We start from the raw sequence: 21,703 nt of genomic DNA on the forward strand, positions 1-21,703 counted from the left end.
AGGCCGGATGTTCATGCGCGGGAAGCGGAGTCGGTGGCCAGGGGCACCTCGCCCGCCGTCTTGCTGAAGCCCAGCGCCTCGACGATCCGGCCCTCCCGCACGCGCATGAGGTTCACGCCCTCCACCCACTCGTCCGGGCCGGCGCCGAATCGGTAGTACCAGCGGATCGTCGCGCGATCGCCCGCGACGATGACCTCCTGCGGCATGAACTGGCTGGTGAGGTCACCGACCAGCGTTTGCCAGAAGGCCAGGCAGGCGGCGCGTCCGACCACCCGCTCGCCCCGGGGCGCGGGCTGGACCGACTCCATGACGCAGTCCTCGTCGACGAGATCGTCGAGGAGCGCGGGGGCGCGGTCCACGAAGGCGCGATTGAACAGGTCCATGACCTCGGCGGTGCTGCGGAACGACACGAGACATCCTCGGGGGTAGCTGAACAGATGCCCTGTGATTCTCCGATGGCTGAAAAGACGAGGGAAACAATCATTTCCGGTAGCGGCCACAGGCGGAATTTGTGGCGGGCGGTCACTGCACGGCGGCGCGCACGGCCTCGATCAGCGTGCCCATCGGACGGTGCGGGGCCTCGGCGGTCCAGACGACGGCCGAATCGATGGGCGTCGCATCGGACACCGGGATCAGCCGGATGGCGTCGTCCGGATAGCGCCGGCTCAGTGACCGGGGCGCGAGCCAGATCCCCTGACGGCGGGCCGCCAGAATCGAGCCGTCCTCACTGTCCCGCACGATCGGTTCGGCGGCGCCGTCGGGCCGCAGGGCGGCGACCCAGTCCCGTTGGGCCGCTTCGGAAACGAAGATCGCGGGCACGATGACGGGGTCCGCGGCCAGATCCGCCAGCCGCAGCGTGGCGTGAGAGGCCAGTCGATGCCCCGTCGCCACGGCCGCCATCCAGGGGTCCGAACCGATAATGCTGTGCCGCAAGCCGGTATCGGAGACCGGAGCCCACAGCAGGGCGGCATCCGCGCGTCCCGAGTCCAGTATGCGCACCTCGTCCCGCACCGCGCGCACGCTGATCAACTCCACCTGCACGGCCGGATCCGCCGTTTCCACGGCCTCGGCGACCTGGATCATGAGCGGCACGGTCGCGCGGCAGCACACGATCCGCAGGGTGTCGGCCGAGGCGGCGTCGGCGGCGCGCACGCGCTCGATCAGGCTCCGCAGATCGGTCACCGCCCGTTCGGCGCCTTCGGCGAAGACCTGCCCGGCGGGCGTGAGCTCGACGCCGCGCGAATCCCGCAGCAGCAGGACCACGCCCAATGTCCGCTCCAGATGCCGGATTTGCGCCGACAGGGTCTGCTGGGTGATGTGCAGCCGGGCCGCGGCGCGGGTGATGTTCCGCTCCGCGGCGACCGCCAGGAAGGACTCGAACAGACGGATATTCACCAGCACCCCGGACCGCACGAGTGCTCGCGCGCATCGCGGTTCGGTGTGCGCCACATGACGACACCGGCCAGCACGCTGAGCGCCGCGCCGAACCACAGCGCCGCCGCGAGGGCGAGATTGTCGGTGATGAGGCCGCCGAACAGCGCGCCCAGGGCGATGGCCAGATTGAACATGGCGGCATTCAGGGCGGTCGCGGCCTCCGTGGATTCCGGTGCGGCGCGCAGGATCCAGGTCTGCACGCCGACCGGGATGCCGCCGAAGGTCAGGCCCCACAGGATCAGCAGGGTCAGGGCGGTGGCCGGGGTGCTGCCGACGAGGGCGACGAGCACCAGGACCGCGGTGAGCGCCACGCTGAGGACCATGAGCGCCACCCGAACATCGCGCCCGGCCGCCGCGCCGGTGAGGAAGTTGCCGGCAATGCCCGCGATACCGAAGCCCAGCAGCGCGGGACCGATCATGGCGGCGTCGACGCCGGCAACGTTCTGCAGCAGCGGGCTGATGAAGGTGAAGGCCGCGAAATGTCCGCTCACCAGCAGGAATGTCACGAGCACCCCGGCCCGCACCACCGGATTGCGGAACTGCTGACCGAGGGTGCGCAGGTGCACCGGATCGGTGGCGGGCAGCTGCGGCAGCAACAGGAGCAGGGCGGTGACCACCACCAGTCCCAGTCCGCCCAGGACGCCGAAGGCGATGCGCCAGTCGGTCAATTCGCCGATCAGCGTGCCCGCCGGAATGCCGAGCACATTGGCGGCGGTGGCGCCGCCGAAGGCGATGGCGGTGGCGCGCGGCACGAACCGCTCGGGCACCATGCGGACCGCGATACCGGCCGCCAGCGCCCAGAATCCGCCGATGGCAATGCCGACGAGGAAGCGGGAGGCGAGCAGCAGCGCGAAATTCGGCGAGAAGGCCGAGAGCAGGTTCGCGCCGACCATCAGGGCGATGAGGCCCAGCAGCACGATGCGGCGGTCCAGGCGGCCGATCGCCACCGGCAGCAGCGGCGCGGTGGCCGAGGCGACCAATCCGGGCACGGTCACCATCAGGCCCGCCGTGCCCTCGGAGACGCCGAGCGCACCGCTGACCGAGGTGAGCAGGCCGACCGGCAACTGCTCGGACGTCACGACCGAGAACGTCCCCAGCGCCACGGCCGCCACACCGAGCCAGCGGCGCAACGGCACCCGGCCGGATGCGGATTCGAGTGCCGGATCACCGACAGCGGACACCATTCGAGAACTCCTCACTGCGCTGGAACCCGCGGGCCACCGTGGCCGGCGCGGTCCGGGTTCTACAATGGGCGGCCGGCGTGTGCCGAACAACGATGAATTGGGCAATGCCGCATTAACCGCGGAGTTAACGAGACAGGGACTTCGTGGAGTTACGCGATATCGAGATCTTCCTGACGCTCGCGGAGGAACTGCACTTCGGGCGGACCGCCGAGCGGCTGAACGTCACCCCGGCGCGCATCACCCAGGCGATCAAGAAGCAGGAGCGGCAGATCGGCGCGCTGCTGTTCGAGCGGACCAATCGCAGCGTGCGGCTCACCTCGGTCGGTGAGCAATTGCGACGCGATCTGCAACCGGTCTACGCGGAGATCGCGGACAGCGTGGAGCGGGCCAAACGGGCCGCCCGCGGCAAGTCGGCCCTGCTGCGCCTGGGCCTCATGCCCTTCAACACCACCGAGCAGCGGCGCTACTGGGACGAGTTCCGCACGCGGCATCCGGAATGCGAATTGCGCATCCGCCGTTGCCCATACGTCGATCCCTTCGAAATGCTGCGGGGCGGCGACTTCGACGCGCTGGTCATCTGGTTGCCGGTACACGAACCCGACCTCACCGCCGGCCCGGTGCTGTTCACCGACAACCGGATTCTGGCCGTCAGCGAGGATCACGAACTGGCCGGCCTGGACTCGGTCTCGATCGAAACCCTCGCCGACTTCCAGCACGTCACATCGCCCCGTATGCCGGACTACTGGGAGGACGCGTATCTGCCGTTCCACAGTCCCGCCGGCCGCCCCATCCTGCGCGAGCAGGTGGCGACCACCAGCGACGAGCTCATCGAAATGATCGCAACCGGCGAGTACGTGCACGTCTTCCCGGCACACGTCACCCGCTACTGGGCGGTGCCGCACATCCGCTGGGTGCCCGTGCCCGATCTGCCGCCACTGGACTACGCCCTGGTGTGGAAGACCGCCGCGGAGACCGAGTCGATCCGGCAACTGGCCGCCGTCATCCGGGAGCTGCGCAGCGACTCGTAGCATGGCGGTATGCCCGTCGAACCGGTCCACATCGCCGGCGCCGCAGTGGAAATCGCGGTCCCGCCGCCATCGGGCCGCCTGGCGGGGGTCGATATGGCCGGATTCTCCGGCCGGGCGGAGGCCCGCGTCGATCTCCGGATGGTGCCGTACCCGGCCCTGACGGTATTCCTGGACTTCGGTGACGTGCTGCTGGTCGATGCGAACGGCGGTGCGCGGCACCGGGGCAGCGCCGTCGTCGGTCTCGGCTGCGGCAGTGTGCACGGGCGCGGGCGCGAGGTGGATCTGCTCCAGGTGCGGTTGTCGCCGGTGGTCGCGTACGGGGTGCTGGGTGGTGCACCGGAGTCGGGCGGCACAGTGATTGCCCTCCAAGAGCTTTGGGGGCGCGACGCCGAACGCATCATGGCGGAACTGCACGCGCGCGGGTCGTGGGACGAGCGGTTCGCGATCGCGGCGGACGCACTCAGCCGGCGTTACGCGGCGGGCCGGAGGGTCGATCCGGAGGTCGCCTTCGCCTGGCGGCGAATCGTGGTGAGCCGAGGGCGGATTCGGGTCGAGCGGCTGGCGGTCGAGACCGGCTGGAGCCGCAAACGGCTGTGGTCCCGGTTCCGGTCCCAGATCGGCCTGACGCCCAAACGCGCCGCGCAGCTGGTCCGATTCGATGACGCCGCACACCGTCTCGCGGCGGGCCACAGCGCCGCCCTGGTGTCGGCGGAGTGCGGCTTCGTCGACCAGTCCCACCTGTGCCGGGACGCCATGGCCTTCGCCGGGCTGACGCCCGCGGGTCTCGCGGCCGCGCCCTGGCTCGCGGTCGACCCCGTCGCCTGGGCCGATCCGGCGTACGCGCCCCGGGCGTGACCGTGGAACATTTTTCCAATACATCCCGCGGTGCGCCGGAGATGCTGGCGCCATGAACCACGCAACCGCAATCGACCGGCCGCCGCTCGGTATCCGCCTGCTGAGCCCCCTGCAGAAGGAGCCGGACTGGCCGACGCTGACGCCCGAGAAATTGGTCGCCTACCGCGATTCGGCGAACCGCAAGGCGAGCTCCCGCCTGGCCCGGGTGATCACCGGGTTCCCGGATCGCGGTGTGGCCATCGGCTGGCAGGAGGTGGCGCTGCCCGATCGCGTGATCCCGGTCCGGATCTACCGGCCCCGGCGCGCGGGCGCCGCGGCGCTGCCGCTCGTACTGCATGTGCACGGCGGCGGATTCGTCGGCACCGCGCCGCAATCCGACTGGGCCAACAGCCATTTCGCCGCGCGCCTGCCCGCGGTCGTCGTCTCGGTCGAGCATCGCCTGCTCGCCCAGGGGACGCCGCTGACCGCCGCCGCCGCCGACGGCTGGGATGTGCTGCGGCATGTCGTGCGGTACGCCCCGGACTGGGGCATCGACCCGGACCGCATAGCCGTGGCCGGTGAGAGCACCGGCGCATTGATCTCGGCGCTCGCCGCGCTGCGCGCCCGGGAATCCGGCCTGCGCCTGCGGGCACAGGTGCTGACCAATCCCGTCACCGACCTGACCGGCACGATGTACGACTACCCCTCGATGGTCCAGCACGCGGACAGCCCGACCCTGACGGTCTCCAGATTGCAGGTCTTCCAGCAACTGGCGGTGCCCCAGGGGACCGATGCACGCGCGGTGTCCCCCGTGCACGCGGACGATCTGAGCGATCTCGCCCCGGCCCTCGTCGTGGTGCCGACCCTGGACCCGGTGGCCGACCATGGCCGTCGCTACGCCGAACGGCTGCGCGAGTCCGGCACGCCCGCAGAACTTTCCGAATATCCCGGCGCGCCGCACGCCTTTCTCGCCACACCCGGCATCGTGCCGCAGGCGAAGGCGGCGCGGGCCCGGATCACCGAATTCCTCGGTGACCACCTCGTGGTCACGCGCGATCGGTGAGTTCGGGCAGGCGGGGGACCGAGGCCACCAGGCGGCGGGTGTACTCGTGCTGCGGTGATCGCAGGACCGAGTCGGCGTCGCCGGATTCGACTACGCGGCCGTCCTTCATGACCACGACGCGGTGCGCGATGTGATGCACCACGCCGAGGTCGTGGGAGATGAGCAGCAGTGCGGTGCCGAATTCGGCCTGCAGATCGGCGAGCAGGTCGAGGATCTGCGCCTGCACCGAGACGTCGAGCGCGGACACCGGCTCATCGGCGACGATCAGCGCGGGATTCGGGGCCAGGGCGCGGGCGATGGCGACCCGTTGCCGTTGCCCGCCGGACAGGGTGCGGGGATGACGGTCGAGCAGGTCGCGGCCGAGTCGTACCGCATCGAGTATCTCCCGCACCCGCTCCGCCCGGGCGCGCCCGCGAATACCGGTGGTGTCCAGGCTTTCTCCGATAATGCGCGCCACGGTGTAGCGCGGGTCGAACGAGCTCAGCGGATCCTGCGCGATCAGCTGAGCGGTCCCGCGCCGGCGGCGCAGCTCACGGTCGGGCAGTTCGCTCCACGGTTCGCCGTCGACGACCACCCGGCCGGAGGTCGGTGCGATGAGGCTCAGGGCCATGCGCGCGGTGGTCGTCTTGCCGGAACCGGATTCGCCGACTATGCCGAGGGTTTCGCCCGCGAACAGGTCGAAATCGACGTTCTCGACCACGGCTCGCGCGGCGGGTTCGGAACCGTAGGTCTTCCGAAGGTCCTGCACCGACAATACGATTCGCGTGTCGTCGACCGTGCGCGGCGGCAGCGGCCGGCGATCGGAGACGGTCAGCGTCGTACCCCGCGAGGCGGCCGAGGGAACGGCGGCGAGCAATCCCCGCGTATACGGATGCTCCGGCCGGGTCAGCACCTCGAGGGTGCGGCCCTGTTCGACGATCTCGCCGTCCTTCATGACCAGCACCCGATCGGCCAGTTCGGCGACCACCGCGAGATCGTGGCTGATCAGCAGCAGGGCATTGCCCGCCTGCTTGCGCTGGCGGAGCAGATCCAGGATCTGGCGCTGCACGGTGACATCGAGGGCGGTGGTCGGCTCGTCGGCGATGACCAGCCGGGGATCGCCCGCGATGGCCGTCGCGATCAGCGCCCGCTGGCGCAGCCCGCCGGAGAGCTCGTGCGGGTACTGCCGCAGCCGCAGTTCGGGTTCCGGGACGCCGACCGAGGTGAGCAGCTCCACGCTGCGCGCGGTGACCGCCTCGCCGCGCAGATCGGTCAGCGCGCGCAGCACCTCGGACAGCTGCTCGCCGATCCGGCGCAGCGGATCGAGCGATACGAGCGCGTCCTGGAGCACGAAACCGAGGTGGCTGCCCCGGATTCGACGCCACTGGCGCTCCCGGTAGCCGCGCGCGTCCTGTCCGAAGAGTTCGAAGCGATCCGCGCGCACGTGCGCGCCGGATCCGGTCAGACCGGCCAATGTCTTTGCGGTGACCGACTTTCCGGAACCCGATTCGCCGACGATGGCGACGGCTTCGCCCGGGTCGATCCGCAGGTCGATGCCTTTCACCACCTCGCCCGCACCCGCCCTGCCCGGAAAGCCGACGCGCAGATTGGCGATCGAGACCAGACTCTGCCCGCTCATGCCGGAGACCTTCCGTCGTAGTGCCGTTGCCAGTGCCGCCCAAGGGAACTCAATGCGATGACGGTGGCGGTGACGGCCACGCCGGGCAGCACCGCGATCCACCAGGCATTGCGGAGATAGTTGCGGCCCTCGGCGAGCATGGCGCCCCATTCCGGGGCCGGGGGCTGCGGACCCATCCCCAGGAAGCTCAACCCCGCCGCGCCGAGCACGGCGGTGCCAAGTCCGATGGTGGCGAGGATCGGCACCTGGGCGATGGCGTGCGGAAGGATATGGCGCCGCACCAGTGTCGCCCGGGTGAGCCCGAAGGTCCGCGCCTGCTCCACATACCCGGACTCCCGGACGACGAGCGTGCGGGCGCGCACCACCCGGGCGAACCGGGGAATCGAGGCGATGCCGAGCGCGCAGATCAGATTGGCGGTTCCGGGACCGGTGAACGAGATGAGCACCAGGGCGAGCAGCAGATCCGGGAACGCCGAGACCACGTCGAGAAAGCGGGTGATCACCTCGTCGAGCAGGCCGCGGGCCAGCCCGGCGGCCAGGCCGAGCGCGGTTCCGGCGATGACCGCGATGGCGATGGCGGTGACGCCGATGAGCAGCGAGTAGCGAGCCCCGTGCACGACGCGGGTGAAGACATCGCGCCCGAGATGGTCCGTCCCGAACCAGTGGCCCGGGCCGGGTGGCAGCTGTGCGGCCAGCGGATCGGCGGTGAGCGGATCCTGCCCGGTCAGCACGGCGGGCGCGAGCACCGCGACCGTGACGACGGCCAGGACCAGGGCCGCGACGCCGACGCCGGGCGCGATGCGGGTCGCCGTCCTCATCGCGGTTCACCTCGCCCCGAGCCGGTGCGCAGCCGCGGGTCCAGCCACAGCCCGAGCAGGTCGACGACGGTGCTGGTCACGACGTAGACGAGTGCGGACAGGATGGCCACGGCCAGGACGACGGGAAGATCCTGGGCGAGTACGGCATCGACGGTCACCCTGCCCAGTCCGGGCCTGCCGAAGACCTCTTCGGTGATCACCGCTCCGCCCAGCAGGCCGCCGACCAGCCAGCCGGTCAAGGTCACCGCCGGCAGGGCCGCATGGCGCAAGCCGTGGCGCAGCCGCAGCGCCGTCTCACTGACCGACCAGGATTTCACCGTGACCGCGAACGGTTCCTCGAGCGCCCGCTCCAGGCCGTCGCGCAGTACCTGGGCGATGACCGCGCCGAGCGAAAGGCCCAGTGCGAGAGCGGGAAGCACCAGCGAGGCGAGACCCTTGTTCCCCGCCACCGGGAAGATCTTCAGCTGGAAGCTGAAGACCGACAGCAGGACGATCCCCAGCCAGAACGGGGGAGTCGATACGAGCGTCAGCTCCACGGCATTGGCCAGTGCCCGCGACCGCCGCCGGTGTGCCGTGATCGTCGCGACCACGACCGCGAAGATCAGGGCCACCAGCAGCGCGGCCGCGGTGAGCTCCAGGGTGGGCGCGGCCTGCGAGCCGATGATCTCCGAGACCGGTCGCTGCAGGATGTAGGAGCGCCCGAAATCGCCATGGGCGCAATCCCACAGGTAGCGCAAGTACTGCACCACGACCGGGCTGTCCAGGCCCCATTCGGCGCGGATGGCCGCCTCCAGTTCCGGGGTGCGCCGCTGCTCGCCCACCAGCAGGTCGACGGTATCGCCGGGCGCGAGCCGGACGCTGACGAAGGCCAGGGTGGCCGCTCCCCACAGCACGCCGAGACCCGAAAGCACGCGGAGCAGAACGCGTTTCCCGATCTCGCGGCCCGCGTCGAATCGGGTGTCCGAGACCACCGCCCGCGGTGGGGCGGCGGTCTCTGCCGTCGCCGCGCCGCCGACGCTAGCCACGATCGACCCAGATGTCGTAGGCGCTCTCCGGGAACTGGTGGTAGGCCCGGAATCCGGCGCCGTGGACATAGGTCGCGGCCGCGATCTGGTCCTCCGGCTGGTAGAGGGGCAGCGCGTAGGCCTTGTCGGCGAGCACGAATCGCTGCAACTGCGCGTACTGCTTGGCGCGCTCACCGGAATCCTGTGTCGCGGCAGCGGCTTTCAGCCATGCGGTCAGCTCCGGATCGGCGGCGCGGCTGTAGTTGAGCGTGCCGAACGCGGTGACCGGGTACCAGTGGTTCTCGATATCGATGCCGCCGGTCAGCGTGTCGGAGTTGGCGATCGAGCCGAACGTATTGTTCTTGCGGCGGTCGGTGTAGGTGCCCGCGTCGACCAGGGCGATGGCCAGGTCGATGCCGGCATTCTGCTTGGCCTGGGCCTGGATCGCCTGCAACAGCACATCCCGCTGATCGCGCACGGTGGACTGCGCCTGGACCACCTCGATGGTCAGGCGCTGCCCGTCCTTGGTGCGGAATCCCTTGTCGTCGCGCACCGTCCAGCCGGCTTCGTCGAGCAGGCGGTTGGCGGCGTTCGTATCCGCGCCGTAGGACTTCTCGATGCTCTTGTCGTAGAACAGCTCATCGTTCGGGGAGGTGATCCCCCAGCCGCGGGTGCGCTCACCGCGATAGATCGACTGGAGCACGGCGTCGACGTCGACGGAGTCGATCAGCGCCTTGCGCACCTTCACATCGGCCGCCGCACCGTAGGTCGAGTTGAGGTACAGCGAATAGGGGCTCCCGGCATTGAGCGCGTGCTGATAGGTGAATTCCGGGTTGTCCTCGAACAATCCGGCGTCGTTCCCGGAAATGCCCTCGATGATGTCGACCTGGCCGGAGGTGAGCGCTCCGGTGCGCACCGACGATTCGGGCAGGAATCGGTAGGTGACCTCGTCGAGGTAGGCGGGGCCCTGATGCTTCGCGTTCTGCGGCGCCCAGTTGTAGTCCGGGTTCTTCCGGAAGTGGATCTCCTGGCCCTTGGTGTAGCGGTCCAGGATGAACGGTCCCGTACCGGCGATTTCCGGTCCGCCGGACTTCAATTGCGGCAGTTCGAAGGCGGCCGGGGAGATGATCTCCAGGGTGCCCGCGTAGTCGAGGAACGGCGAATACGGGTTCTTCAGCGTGAAGACCGCCGTCCGTTCGTCCTTCGCCACCACCGTGTCGAGATTGGACAGCGGGCCCGAGCCGAAACCGCCGGAATAGGCCGGGTCCTTCATCTTGGTGAAGTTGAGGGCCACCGCGGCGGCGGTCAGCGGAGTGCCGTCGGTGAATCGCACCCCGTCCCGCAGGGTGAAGGTGTAGGTCAGCCCGTCGGGCGATACCTCGTGCGCGGCCGCCAGCCACGGGACGACCCCGCCGTCCGCGGTGCGCTGCAGCAGCGATTCGTACGAGTTGCGCAGCAGCAGTTTGGTTTTGCCCTGGCCATTGAGATGCGGATTGAGCGTGGTCGGCTCCGTCTCCACGCCCCAGGTCAAGGATCCGCCGCTGATCGGCTGCGCGGAATCGCCGCCCGCGGTGTCCGATCCGCCGCATGCGGTCATCAGCGTCAGGACGGCCGTGGCCGCTCCCAGAGCTGTCATCAGTCGCCGATTCCGCATCACAGCGCGGCGCTCCTCTCCTCGATGAGAAAGATCGATTGATCCGTGGTGACGACCGCGCCCTCGGCCGCGGTCACCGTGACGACACCCGAATGTGTCGCCGTCAGTTCGTGTTCCATCTTCATGGCCTCGACCACGCCCAGGACCTGGCCTTTTTCGACCTCCGCGCCCGATGCCACATGGAGCCGCACGAGCGTGCCGGGCATGGGCGAGCGGATCTCCGGATCCGCCGATGTCGCGCCGGGCGAGCGGTATTCGGCGTACCGGACTTCCCTGGACACACCCGCCACCTGGCAGACCCACGCCTCGCCCCGGCGGCGGACCGTGGCGAGCGTCGAGTCCACCGAAACCGTCTCGCCGCCAAGGCGAATACCGGCGACGCCCGGATCGGTGATGGCGGTGCGGACGAGCACCGCCGCGCCGTCGTAACCGCTCACCCGGACGGTGAACGGACGGCCTTCGACCGTCAGATCGACGCCGCCCAGATCGTGGCCGGTGGGATCCAGCCGGGCGCGGTCGCCGGCCGGAGCGCCCGCCGACCACGGTGTCGTCCGGTCGGGTGCGGTCAGCGTGGCGGCGACCGCCAGGGCCGCGAGCCGGTCGGGATCGGCGAACTCCGCGACCGGATCGATCCGATCGAGGTAGGCGGTATCGTGCTCGGCCGCAATGACTTCCGGGGCGGCGAGGACGTGCGCGACGAATCCGAGGTTCGTCGAGATGCCGTGCCAGCGCAGTTCCGCGCAGGCGTCCCGCACGGCGGCCAATGCCGCCGCCCGGGTGGGGCCGGTCGCGACGAGTTTGGCGATCATCGGGTCGAATCCGCCGGTCACGCGGAGCCGCCGGGTGAAGGCCCGCTCGATGCGGATATCCGGCCACCGGGTGACCTCCAGGTCTCCCGGGCAGGGCAGGAAGGACCGGAACGGGTCCTCCGCGTACATGCGGACCTGGACCGAGGCGCCCGTGGCGGCGATCTCCTCCTGGGCGGCGGGCAGCGGCTCGCCGGAAGCGACCCGCAACTGCCATTCCACCAGATCGACACCGGTGATCTCCTCGGTGACGGTGTGCTCGACCTGTAGCCGCGTATTCATCTCGATGAAGAAGAATTCCGCGCCCACCAGCAGGAACTCGAAGGTGCCCGCGCCGGTGTAGTGCAGCGCCCGCGCGCCGCGCACGGCGGCGTCGAACATCCGCCGGCGAATGGCCTCCGGGATACGCGGAGCGGGAGCCTCCTCGATCACCTTCTGGTGCCGTCGCTGCAACGAGCAGTCGCGATCGAAGAGATGCACGACAGTGCCGAATTCATCGCCGAAGACCTGCACTTCGATATGACGCGCGTGCTCGGCGTAGCGCTCCAGGTGCAGGCGGCCGTCGGCGAAGGCCGCGATGGCGGTGCGGGTCGCCGAGGCCAGCGATTCGCGCAGTCCGGCGGGGGAGCGCAGCACCGACATGCCTTTGCCGCCACCGCCACCGGCGGGCTTGACGATGAGCGGATAGCCGATGTCCGCGGCCGAGCGGACCAGCGCATCGAGGTCGTCGGTCGCTTCCGGGGTTCCGGGCAGCACCGGAACGCCCGCGTCGGCCATGATCCGGCGGGCGGACGCCTTGTCGGCCATGGTCTCGATCACCTGCGAACCGGGGCCAACGAAGACCAGTCCGGCGGATCGGACGGCGCGTGCGAAAACCGCGTTCTCGGAAAGGAACCCGTATCCGGGATGCACCGCGTCGCAGCCTGTTTCGGTGGCGGCGCGAATCAGCGCGGCGGCATCGAGGTAGCCGCCCGCGGGCAGGCGCACCGTCGCCGCGGCGCCGTCGTGATAGGTCAGATCGCGGTCCTCGTCGACGCTCACGGTGACATAGCCGATGCCGAGGCGGTCGCAGGTGCGGGCGATGCGGGCGGCGATCTCGCCCCGGTTCGCGATGAGCACTCTCGAGATCACAGCCGGAACACCCCGAAGGTGGAGGCGGCCGCGGCCGGTCGATCCCAGCGCTCGTGCGCCAGCGAAAGGCATTGCGCGAGCCAGGATCTCGTATCCTCCGGCTCGATGACCGCGTCCACCCACAGGCGTGCGGCGATATAGGCCGGCAGCGACTGGCGTTCGAAGCTGTCGATAATGGGCTGCTTGATGGCGGCTTCCTCGGCGGCGCTGAGCTCCTGGCCCGCGCGCCGCAGCCGGTCGCGCTTGAGAATGGCCATGACCGAGGCGGCCTGCTCGCCGCCGACCCCGGTGGAACGGGCATTCGGCCACATGGCCATGAACTGTCCGCCCATCGAGCGGCCCGACATGGCGAAGTTGGCCGCGCCGAAGCTGCCGCCGATGACCAGGGAGATCTTGGGCACGGTGGCGCAGGAGACGGCGTTCACCATTTTCGCGCCGTGCTTGGCGATGCCCTCGCGCTCGTACTGCTCACCGACCATGAAGCCACTCACGTTGTGCACGAACAGCAATGGGATCCGGCGCTGATTGCAGATCTGGATGAAATTGGTCGCCTTGAGCGCGCTGTCGGGGAAGATCACGCCCTGATTGGCGACGATCCCGACCTCGTATCCGGCAATGCGCGCGGTGGCGCAGACAATGGTGATGCCGTAGTCCTTGCGGTACTCGACCCACGAGGCGGCATCCACGACGCGGCGCAGAATCGCGCGGACGTCCATTTCCTTCTTGGTGGTGGACGGAATCAAATCCGGCAGGCCCGCGGGGTCTTCGGCCGGTTCGAGGGCCGGGAACGCCGGTGGGTGCACCCGGTCTCCGGGCGTGCGCGCGATGATGTCCCGCACCATCGCCAGCGCCTCCTCCTCGTTCGCGGCCAGATGGTCCGCGACGGCGGTGTGCCGCACGTGCAGGTCCGCGCCGCCCAAAGTCTGTGCGTCGACCTTGATTCCGGTGGCAGCCTCCACCAGTTGCGGGCCGCCGAGGAAGACGGTGCTGAGGTCCTCGACCATCACCGTCTCGTCGCTCATCGCGGGGATGTACGCCCCGCCCGCGGTGCAGATGCCGAGCACGGCCGAGATCTGCGGCAGGCCCAGGGCCGACATCTCCGCGATATTGCGGAACATCTTCCCGAGGTGTTCCTCGTCGGGGAAGATCTCCTCCTGCAAGGGCAGGTAGATGCCGCCCGAATCCGCGAGATACACACAGGGCAGGCGATATTCACGGGCCAGCTTCTGCCCGCGCAGATGCTTCTTGATGGTCAGCGGGTAGAAGGTTCCGCCCTTGACGTGCGGGTCGTTCGCGAACACCATGCACGGGCGACCGTGAATCGTGCCGATGCCGACAATGAGCGCGGCCGCGGGCAGATCGGTGTCGTACACCTCGTGGGCGGCCAGCTGGCCGATTTCCAGGAAGGGTGTGCCGGGGTCGAGGATGCGATCGACCCGTTCGCGCACGGGAAGTTTGGCGTCGCCGGGTCGCCGGCGCGGCGCCACGATCTCCGCGATCCGGTCGCGCAGCAGTCGGCGCTGTGCCTCGAATCCGGCTGTGTTCTCGATGATTCCGGTGTTGTTCTCGACTGTCACGGTCATGCGGGGAGTTCCTCCCGATCCCGGTGGGCGGCGAGGCTCGCGGTCAAGGTGTCGGCGAACCGGTGGATGGCGGCGGGCTCGAGATCCGCCCGCAGCATCAGGCGCAGGCCCGCACTGCCGCGGCGGATGATCGGGAAGAACACGGGGGAGGTGTAGAACCCGGCGTCGAGCATGTCCTTGGCCACCGCGACGGTGGCGTCCTCCCGGCCGATGCTGACGAAGCGAATGGGGAGACCGTCACCGGCGAGATCGGTGTCCACGAGCGAGTCGAACAGGCGAACCCGTTCGCGGAGTTCGGCTTGCAGCCGGTCGACCGTGCCGTCGTCGTGCAGATCGCAGGAGGCGACAATGGCGCCGAGCCCCGCCGTATTGATCCGCTGTGACCACATCAGGGGTCCGCTGGTGCGCAGCAGGGTGGGTTTGCGGGAATCGTCACCGGGCGGGCCGAAGAAGATCACACCGCCGCTGGCTCCGAAACCCTTGTTGAGTGAGGCGATTACGAGAGTCCGCTCCCGCCATCCCGCGTAGGCGCCGAGGACATAGCCGCGGCCGCGTGCACCGAGTGTCGAGATGCCGTGCGCCTCATCGAAATACAGGAACAACCCGTACTCGTCCTGGAGTCGGTGCAGCTCGTCCAGGGGAGCGCCGCCGCCCGTGCTGTACACGCCGTCGGCGATATACGCCACGTGGGAATGCTTGCGGCACAAATCCTCGAGAGCGGCGATATCGTTGTGCTCGATGGTGACCAGCTCGGTCTCGTCCGCGACCAGTGGTTTCATCGCGTTCAGGCAGAAGTGCGCGTTCTTGTCGAAGACGACCAGGGGCGGATGCCCGCCGGTGAGCTCCCCGGAGGCGAGCAGCGGCAGGGTCGCCCAGGCCGCCGCCGCACACGAGGAGACCGTGACGGCTTGCGCGCCGAAGGTATCGGACAGCCGTTGCTCGGCCTCCTCCAGCAATGCCAGGCGAATTCGCATGCGGGAGATGGACGAATTGATCGTCGCCGTCTCGTCGAGACCCCGGTGCGCGCCGGCGATTATCCGGGGATCGCTGTCCAGGCCGAGATAGGAATACGAGGAGAAGTTGACGATCTCCCGGCCGTCGCGGTCGTGGACCTTCCCCTCGCGCATATCCGCCGCGACGATGTCGACCAGTCCGTGCGTTGTGCTGTCGTCCCAGAAAGTATTGCTCAATTGCAATTGCCTGCGAATATTGGCGAATTGGTGTGTGGCCATTCCCTATTCCTTCGGTGGCGAGGGCGCCGCGACGACGAGCACGTTCACGGCGGCGAGCAGAGTGATAGCGAGGGACCAGGCGAGCAGCCCGGTGAGCGCGGGGCCGGCCAGCGAGGCGACGCCCGCGAGGCCCTGCTGGATGAGCGCGCACCACGACACGGCGATCGCGCCTCCCGAGACGAGGTGGCTGACGGCGTGCGCGGCGCTGTTGGGGAACAGCGTGGCCTGGCCGAAGGTCGTCGTGACGTAGCCGGCGAGGAAGATCGGCAGCGCGATCGCCCGGTGCAGGTCGACCACCCAGACGACGGTGATGAGTATGCAACCGGCCAGCATGATCCACGCGCCCTGCCGCATCATGGCGCGCGCGCCCACTCGGCTCACCGCCCGCCGCACATAGGTGGCCCCGGCCAGATACGCCGCACCGTAGAGCACGCCGAACAGGCCGAACACCCACGGCGGCAGCGCGAATCCGTCCGCGAAGATGAACGCGGACTTCTGCTGGATCATGACGATCACGGCGAATCCGATACCGCCGGCGACGGCGGCGGTCACGAAGACCCGGTCGCCGAGCAGCCGGCGCGCCGTGCCCTTGACGGGCGGCCCCGGCTCCGGCGGCGGGAGCTCGACCCGCAGCGCGGCGGCCACCGGCACGACGGCGAGCGCGGCCAGCACGGCGAACCCGTACCGCCATCCGAGCGTGGAGGTGACGATGCCGCCGATCACCTGTCCGCCGCCCAGCGCGACGACGAAGGCCATGGACAACAGCGCCAGTTGCCGCGCCAGCTCGGCCCCGGTGAACAGGTCCTTCACCATCATTCGCCCGACGACCGCGATACCGCCCGCACCGATCGCCTGCACGACGCGCAGCGTGAGCAACTGCGGCGCGTTCACGATCAGCGCCAGCCCCGCACTGGCGAGAATGAAGCAGATCCCGGCCGCGACGAATGCGGGCACCCGCCCGAACCGCTCCGCCGCCCGCCCCCACGCGACCACCGGCAGCGCGGCGAACACCACGAACAAGGCCACGGACAGTTGCAGCGTGCCATCACCGGCCGCTATATCGGCGCCCAGCGCCGGCATGCCCGGAAGGTAGATGGTGGTCGCCATTTGGGCCACGATCACCGCGCCGCACGCGGTCGCGACCACCGCCCGGCGCGATGCCGTCACGGTCGCACCGATTTGCTGCCGCACAGTCAATTCATTCCCCTACGCCCACAGATGTGCGCCGCCATTGTTCGAGACAATGGCGGCGTCACTCGTCCGGATTTCGGATCCGCCCATCAGATTTACGCCGTCAAGGAAGACCTCGAACAGGGTTAGAATCGCCCTGATTCGTTCGGGGACAAGGGTTTTCAATTCGCGTTATCGCACCCCGCGATTGCGACGGGGGTCACGACCGGTCACACCTGTCCACGCGCGGGCCCGATTGGTTCACCGACGCCTATACCCACAGCCCGCGAAACAAGAGTCTGCTCACCCTGTTCGGGGCCGAACACACGCTCGGCGGTATCGCGGGTCACCAGGTCGCGGAGACTACCGATGAACACCCCGCGCGCCTCGCACTGGTGCACCGGGTCACCGCCGCGTTCCTGCGCAGCGCTCTCATTCCCGGGGACACCGCCTGGAAATCCGCGGCCACGACATTGGAGTCGGATCCCGACCCGCTCGGTGAACTGCGGACCAAGTAAAGGACTCGCTGCTACGGAGAGGTATTCGATGCTGCGGCCTCGGCCACCTGCCCGTTCATGCCGGCCTGCCCGCCGCCGCACGCGCGGCCAAAGCGTCGAGCACCTCGGCCCGGGCCGGCGGCACATCGATGTCCATGCGCACCAACTGTTTTCCCGCCGGGATGAATCCGAAGGTGAAGAACGAGCAGCAGTTCGATTCCCGTGCCGCCAGTTCCCGGGCGCGGGCTTCGGCGGCGGCGTCGAGGTCCAGCCGCAGCCGCGTGGGCGATACTCGTTCGATGCCTCGTAGCGCGTCACGGAACAGCGCGTCGAACTCGGCTACCCGCAGTGGCTGCTCGGCGGTCGGCAATGCACACGCGTCGACGGCCACCCATGCGCCGTCCGCATCGCCGGTGGCCGGCATTCGGGGTTCCTCGGTCATGACCGGCGCCTCCTGCCTCGTGGGAGCCCGAGACGGGCTCGCCGTCATTCGAGGCTAAGCCTGTACCCGGTACCGGATGCAACCTCGCAGCCGGGTACGGGCATCCCCGGTGCCGGAAGACCGCGCGAGCAGATCACTTCTATTTGCTCCCGGGGGTGTAGGGGATGCCGTCGGCGGCGGGGGCCACGGCTCGGCCTATGAAGCCGGCGACCACGACGAGGGTGACGGCGTAGGGGAGCATGCCGAGGAATTCGGTGGGGATGGGGTTGCCGGGCATGGTGTTGAGGAAACGTTGGAGGGCGCTGGAGAAGCCGAAGAGCAGGGCGGCGGTGAGGACGCCGAAGGGGTGCCAGCGGCCGACGATCATGACGGCCAGGGCTACGAAGCCCAGGCCCGCGGTCATGTTCTTGGAGAACGAGACATTGTTGGCGATGGTGAAGAAGGCGCCGCCGAAGCCGGAGAGGGCGCCGGCGGCGGTGACGTTCCAGAAGCGGAGGCGGTTGACATTGATGCCGGCGGCGTCGGCGGCGGCGGGATGCTCGCCGACGGCGCGGGTGCGCAGGCCCCAGCGGGTGCGGAAGAGCAGGAAGGAGACGGCGAAGACGCAGGCCAGGGCCACGTAGACGAAGATGTTCTGGTCGAACAGTACCGGGCCCAGGATCGGGATGTCGGCCAGGAAGCCCAGTGAGTCGCCGACCTTCTGGACGGTGGCGGGCTGGTTGAGGGAGCCGTCGGCGCGCATCAGCCGCTCGTAGAGGAAGCCGGTCAGGCCGAGCGCGAGCAGGTTGAGAATGATGCCGGTGACCACCTGGTTGACCTCGAAACGGGTGGCCAGCCAGGCCAGCAGCAGGGTCGAGCAGACGCCGCTGAGGGTGGCGGCCAGCATTCCGATGTAGGCATTGCCGGTGATGGAGGCCAGCAGCGCCGCGGTGAACGCGCCGGTGAGGAACTGGCCTTCGATACCGAGATTGATGACGCCGGAGCGTTCGGCGACGACACCGGAGAGCGCGCCGAAGATGAACGGCAGGGCCAGGAAAAGGGTTGTCGCCAGGACGAATTCGACGGGGAAGCCGACGCCCGGGGTGACGGTCCAGGACAGCGCGGCGATGACGAGGGCGGCGACCCCGCCGCCGATGAGGAAGTCGTCGGATCGCTGCAGGATTTCCTTCGGCACCAGCAGCAGGGCGGCTCCGGCAAGTGCCGCAAGGACACTCAGCGTCACGACCACCACGAGCGTGCCGACGGTCCAGCTCGCGTCGACGGTTTGGTCCAGCCGATAGGTGGTGGTCCGCCCGGAGTCGATCAGGGCCAGGCCCAGCCCGCCCAGGACGACGCCGAGGCCGATCAGACCGTACGCCGCCGCCGTATGCCGCCGGAGGGCCTTGTCCGACACCGCAATCTGCGGTTCGCTGCCGGTCGTCGCGTTCACCAGCCCCTCGCTTCCAGAGTATTGAGCCCGCCGCGCGGGGTCCGCAGCCGCAGCAGGGTTTTGACCAGCGCGGGCGCGGCGATGAACAGCACGATGACCGCCTGGAGCAGGGTGGACATCTCCACCGGGATGGCCGGCTGCATGTGCAGCGTGCCGGACTTCAGCGCGCCGAAAAGCAGTGCGGCGGCGACGATCCCGCCCGGATGCGCGCGCCCGAGCAGCGCCACCGTAATGCCGTCGAAGCCGTACTCCACCGCGGTCGTGGGATTCACGGTGTACGGGTTCAGTCCGAGCACCAAGGCCGCACCGCCGAGCCCGGCCAGTGCACCGGCCACGCCCATGGTGGTGGTGAAGGTGCGCCCGATATCCATGCCCGCGGTCTCGGACGCGTGGGCATTGGCGCCGACCGCGCGAATGCGGAAGCCGAAGGTGGATTTGCTCAGCAGCCACCAGATTCCGGCGGCCAGGGCGAGCCCGAGCAGCAGCCCGGTGCTCACCCGCAGACCCGATCCCGCCCAGCCGAGCAGCTGCGGCAGCCGCGCCGAGGTCTCGACCGGCTTGGAGACGAGTTCCTGGGAGGTGACCGAGTGAATGAAGGTGGTGCCCAGCGCCCAGATCAGGAAGTAGGCGGCGATATTGTTCAGCATGATCGACGAGATGACCTCGTGCGCACCGGTTCTCGCCTTCAGATAACCGGGTACCGCGCCGAGCAGCCCGCCCGCGAGTCCGCCCGCCAGCAGCGCCAGCGGAAGGTGCAGCAGCGCCGGGAGTTCCACCGCGAAGCCGACGATCAGCGCACCGAGCATGCCGAAGACGAACTGCCCCTGCGCGCCGATATTGAACAGCCCCGCCCGGAACGCGAGCCCGACCGCCAGACCGGTGAACAGCAGCGGGGTCGCGTAGGTCAGCGTCTCCGAGAGCGGTCGCAGGACCTGGGCCAGCGTGGCATCGCCCGCGAAAAACTGCTGCAGGCGGTGGAAATCGAGAATCGAGCCCTCGAACAGATCCTGATACGCCGTGCTGACGGCATACCAGGAGGAATTGAGCGCGTCGGCGGGCCGGGCGAACAGATAGCTCCAGGTGCCGCGCACGTTCGGATCGGAGACGATGATGAGCACCGCGCCGATGGCGAAGGCCAGCAGCAGCGAGTAGATCGTCACCATGACGTTGTTGGCTTCGGTCAGATAGCGAACGAAGGTGGGGCCGAAGCCCTTCCGGCTCGGCTCGGTATCCGCCTGGGTTTTCTCGGTTGTCGTGTTCACGCGTCGCCTGGGGAGGTCTCGGGCCGGTGACCGATCATGAGTTGTCCGATCTCCGATCTCGGGGTGTCGGGTGCCACTTCGCCTGCGATCCGGCCGTTGTAGATGACGGCCACGCGATCGGACAGGGCGAGAATCTCGTCCAGTTCCGCGGAGATGAGCAGCACCGCGGTGCCGGTGTCGCGTTCGGCCACCAGCCGGGCGTGGATGAACTCGATGGCGCCGATATCCACGCCGCGGGTCGGCTGCGCGGCCACGAGAACCTTGCGCGGACGCGAGAATTCGCGCGCGATGATGACCTTCTGCTGATTGCCGCCGGACAGCGCGGAGGCCCGCTCCTCGGGTCCCTGGGTGCGCACGTCGAACTCCGCGATGGATTTGGCGGCGAGCGCCCGCACCGCCTTGTCGTCGACCACGCCGCGCCGGGACAGCGGCGTCTCCCGGTACTGGTTGAGCACGATGTTCTCGGCGACGGTGAAATCGGCGACCAGGCCGTCGCGGGCCCGGTCCTCCGGGATGTACCCCAGCCCGGCCGCGATGCGCCGGTACGGGTGCCAGCGGGTGACGTCCGCGCCGATCATCTCGATGGAGCCGCCCGCCGGGGTGATGGTGCCGAGAATGGCGCGGCCCAATTCGGTCTGGCCATTGCCTTCCACCCCGGCCAGGCCCACGATCTCACCGGCGCGCAGGGTCAGGTTCAGGCCGTCCAGCACCGCGACGCCCCGATCGTCGAGCACGGTGAGATCCTTGATCTCCAAGGCGTTCCCGGCCGGCTGCGCCGGAGTTTTGTCGACGGTGAGCGACACCTCGCGCCCGACCATGGCGGCGGCCAGCTCGGCCTCGCCGTCCTCGGGCGAGGCTTCGGCGACCACCTTGCCGCGCCGGATGACCGTGATGGTGTCGGCGACCGCCTTCACCTCCTTCAGCTTGTGGCTGATGAAGATGATCGACATGCCCGACTTCGCCAGGTTCCGCATGATCGCCAGCAGTTCGGCGACCTCGGTGGGCGTGAGCACCGCGGTGGGTTCGTCGAGGATCAGCAATTCGGTGTGCCCCGACAGCGCCTTGACGATCTCCACCCGCTGTTGCACACCGACCGGCAGATTTTCACAGATCGAATCCGGATCGAGCGCCAGGCCGTAGCGCTCGGACACCTCCCGCACGGCCCGGTGCGCCGCGGCGCGATCGAGAATCCCGGCCCGGGCATGCTCGCGCCCGAGCTGGACATTGTCGGCGACGCTGAACGGGCCGACCAGCTTGAAATGCTGGTGCACCATGCCGATTCCGGCCGCGATGGCATCGCCGGGCGAACGGAACCGCACCGGCGCGCCATCGATCAGGATCTGCCCGTCGTCGGGTTCCAGAATCCCGTACAGCATGTTCATCAGCGTGGATTTGCCCGCGCCGTTCTCGCCGAGGATGGCGTGGATCTGGCCCGGCTCCACCACCAGGTCGATCGCGTCATCGGCGACGAAATCGCCGAACCTCTTGGTCAGGCCGCGTAGTTCGAGGCGCAT

General features: G+C 69.0%; 18 protein-coding genes. 3 read left to right on the plus strand and 15 right to left on the minus strand.

Annotated features, from left to right (window positions below; all coding sequences use genetic code 11):
- Positions 1-11: 11 nt before the first annotated feature.
- From ACFVIV_RS17780 to ACFVIV_RS17790, 3 genes are all read right to left on the minus strand, one after another.
- Complete coding sequence (locus ACFVIV_RS17780; protein WP_379197492.1) at positions 12-410, minus strand: nuclear transport factor 2 family protein; 399 nt, start codon at positions 408-410, stop codon at positions 12-14.
- Between the two features lie 112 nt (positions 411-522).
- Positions 523-1,395 (minus strand): LysR family transcriptional regulator, encoded by an 873-nt coding sequence (locus ACFVIV_RS17785; protein ID WP_379197494.1) that lies wholly within the window; start codon positions 1,393-1,395, stop codon positions 523-525.
- Complete coding sequence (locus ACFVIV_RS17790) at positions 1,392-2,618, minus strand: MFS transporter (protein WP_379197496.1); 1,227 nt, start codon at positions 2,616-2,618, stop codon at positions 1,392-1,394. Before ACFVIV_RS17790 ends, ACFVIV_RS17785 begins: the two co-directional genes overlap by 4 nt.
- A gap of 143 nt (positions 2,619-2,761) precedes the next feature.
- On the opposite strand from ACFVIV_RS17790, the gene ACFVIV_RS17795 reads away from it, so the two are divergent.
- From ACFVIV_RS17795 to ACFVIV_RS17805, 3 genes are read left to right on the plus strand one after another with little or no spacing between them, the layout of a single operon-like run.
- Positions 2,762-3,646, plus strand: coding sequence for a LysR family transcriptional regulator (locus tag ACFVIV_RS17795; RefSeq protein WP_379197498.1), 885 nt, complete (start codon positions 2,762-2,764; stop codon positions 3,644-3,646).
- Positions 3,647-3,655: 9 nt separating this feature from the next.
- Positions 3,656-4,501: a helix-turn-helix domain-containing protein gene (locus ACFVIV_RS17800; RefSeq protein ID WP_379197500.1), complete on the plus strand. Its 846-nt coding sequence runs from the start codon at positions 3,656-3,658 to the stop codon at positions 4,499-4,501.
- Positions 4,502-4,553: 52 nt separating this feature from the next.
- Complete coding sequence (locus ACFVIV_RS17805) at positions 4,554-5,543, plus strand: alpha/beta hydrolase (protein ID WP_379197502.1); 990 nt, start codon at positions 4,554-4,556, stop codon at positions 5,541-5,543.
- Here the strand turns inward: ACFVIV_RS17805 and ACFVIV_RS17810 are convergent.
- From ACFVIV_RS17810 to ACFVIV_RS17865, 12 genes are all read right to left on the minus strand, one after another.
- Positions 5,527-7,161 (minus strand): dipeptide ABC transporter ATP-binding protein, encoded by a 1,635-nt coding sequence (locus ACFVIV_RS17810; protein WP_379197504.1) that lies wholly within the window; start codon positions 7,159-7,161, stop codon positions 5,527-5,529. The two genes, ACFVIV_RS17805 and ACFVIV_RS17810, sit on opposite strands and share 17 nt — an antisense overlap.
- The gene (locus ACFVIV_RS17815; RefSeq protein WP_379197506.1) at positions 7,158-7,979 is read right to left on the minus strand and encodes an ABC transporter permease; all 822 of its coding nucleotides are present in this window, start codon (positions 7,977-7,979) and stop codon (positions 7,158-7,160) included. Before ACFVIV_RS17815 ends, ACFVIV_RS17810 begins: the two co-directional genes overlap by 4 nt.
- The gene (locus tag ACFVIV_RS17820; RefSeq protein WP_379197508.1) at positions 7,976-9,004 is read right to left on the minus strand and encodes an ABC transporter permease; all 1,029 of its coding nucleotides are present in this window, start codon (positions 9,002-9,004) and stop codon (positions 7,976-7,978) included. The genes ACFVIV_RS17815 and ACFVIV_RS17820 overlap by 4 nt, the downstream gene beginning before the upstream one ends.
- Positions 8,997-10,619, minus strand: a complete 1,623-nt coding sequence (locus ACFVIV_RS17825) for an ABC transporter substrate-binding protein (protein ID WP_379197510.1) — start codon at positions 10,617-10,619, stop codon at positions 8,997-8,999. Before ACFVIV_RS17825 ends, ACFVIV_RS17820 begins: the two co-directional genes overlap by 8 nt.
- Positions 10,620-10,636: 17 nt before the next feature.
- Positions 10,637-12,574: an acetyl/propionyl/methylcrotonyl-CoA carboxylase subunit alpha gene (locus ACFVIV_RS17830; protein ID WP_379197512.1), complete on the minus strand. Its 1,938-nt coding sequence runs from the start codon at positions 12,572-12,574 to the stop codon at positions 10,637-10,639.
- Positions 12,571-14,157: an acyl-CoA carboxylase subunit beta gene (locus ACFVIV_RS17835; protein WP_379197514.1), complete on the minus strand. Its 1,587-nt coding sequence runs from the start codon at positions 14,155-14,157 to the stop codon at positions 12,571-12,573. Before ACFVIV_RS17835 ends, ACFVIV_RS17830 begins: the two co-directional genes overlap by 4 nt.
- A complete protein-coding gene (locus tag ACFVIV_RS17840; RefSeq protein ID WP_379197516.1) occupies positions 14,154-15,389 on the minus strand; it encodes an aminotransferase class I/II-fold pyridoxal phosphate-dependent enzyme in 1,236 nt (411 codons plus the stop codon). The genes ACFVIV_RS17835 and ACFVIV_RS17840 overlap by 4 nt, the downstream gene beginning before the upstream one ends.
- Before the next feature lie 3 nt (positions 15,390-15,392).
- The gene (locus tag ACFVIV_RS17845; RefSeq protein ID WP_379197518.1) at positions 15,393-16,556 is read right to left on the minus strand and encodes an MFS transporter; all 1,164 of its coding nucleotides are present in this window, start codon (positions 16,554-16,556) and stop codon (positions 15,393-15,395) included.
- A 576-nt stretch (positions 16,557-17,132) separates the two neighbouring features.
- Complete coding sequence (locus ACFVIV_RS17850; RefSeq protein WP_379197520.1) at positions 17,133-17,498, minus strand: hypothetical protein; 366 nt, start codon at positions 17,496-17,498, stop codon at positions 17,133-17,135.
- A 139-nt stretch (positions 17,499-17,637) separates the two neighbouring features.
- Positions 17,638-18,927, minus strand: coding sequence for an ABC transporter permease (locus tag ACFVIV_RS17855; protein ID WP_379197522.1), 1,290 nt, complete (start codon positions 18,925-18,927; stop codon positions 17,638-17,640).
- Entirely contained in the window at positions 18,924-20,189 is a 1,266-nt protein-coding gene (locus ACFVIV_RS17860; RefSeq protein ID WP_379197524.1) for an ABC transporter permease, read from the minus strand. The genes ACFVIV_RS17855 and ACFVIV_RS17860 overlap by 4 nt, the downstream gene beginning before the upstream one ends.
- On the minus strand, positions 20,186-21,703 hold the full coding sequence (locus tag ACFVIV_RS17865) for an ABC transporter ATP-binding protein (protein ID WP_379197526.1): 1,518 nt from the start codon (positions 21,701-21,703) through the stop codon (positions 20,186-20,188). The genes ACFVIV_RS17860 and ACFVIV_RS17865 overlap by 4 nt, the downstream gene beginning before the upstream one ends.

Source organism: Nocardia sp. NPDC127526, assembly GCF_042672265.1.
GTDB lineage: Bacteria > Actinomycetota > Actinomycetes > Mycobacteriales > Mycobacteriaceae > Nocardia.

Coding starts and splice junctions, on each gene's coding strand:
- ACFVIV_RS17805 (WP_379197502.1), top strand. CDS start 4,554: ATGAACCACGCAACCGCAATCGACCGGCCGCCGCTCGGTATCCGCCTG.
- ACFVIV_RS17850 (WP_379197520.1), bottom strand. CDS start 17,498: ATGACCGAGGAACCCCGAATGCCGGCCACCGGCGATGCGGACGGCGCA.
- ACFVIV_RS17865 (WP_379197526.1), bottom strand. CDS start 21,703: ATGCGCCTCGAACTACGCGGCCTGACCAAGAGGTTCGGCGATTTCGTC.
- ACFVIV_RS17815 (WP_379197506.1), bottom strand. CDS start 7,979: ATGAGGACGGCGACCCGCATCGCGCCCGGCGTCGGCGTCGCGGCCCTG.
- ACFVIV_RS17800 (WP_379197500.1), top strand. CDS start 3,656: ATGCCCGTCGAACCGGTCCACATCGCCGGCGCCGCAGTGGAAATCGCG.
- ACFVIV_RS17840 (WP_379197516.1), bottom strand. CDS start 15,389: ATGGCCACACACCAATTCGCCAATATTCGCAGGCAATTGCAATTGAGC.
- ACFVIV_RS17790 (WP_379197496.1), bottom strand. CDS start 2,618: ATGGTGTCCGCTGTCGGTGATCCGGCACTCGAATCCGCATCCGGCCGG.
- ACFVIV_RS17835 (WP_379197514.1), bottom strand. CDS start 14,157: ATGACCGTGACAGTCGAGAACAACACCGGAATCATCGAGAACACAGCC.
- ACFVIV_RS17825 (WP_379197510.1), bottom strand. CDS start 10,619: ATGACAGCTCTGGGAGCGGCCACGGCCGTCCTGACGCTGATGACCGCA.
- ACFVIV_RS17810 (WP_379197504.1), bottom strand. CDS start 7,161: ATGAGCGGGCAGAGTCTGGTCTCGATCGCCAATCTGCGCGTCGGCTTT.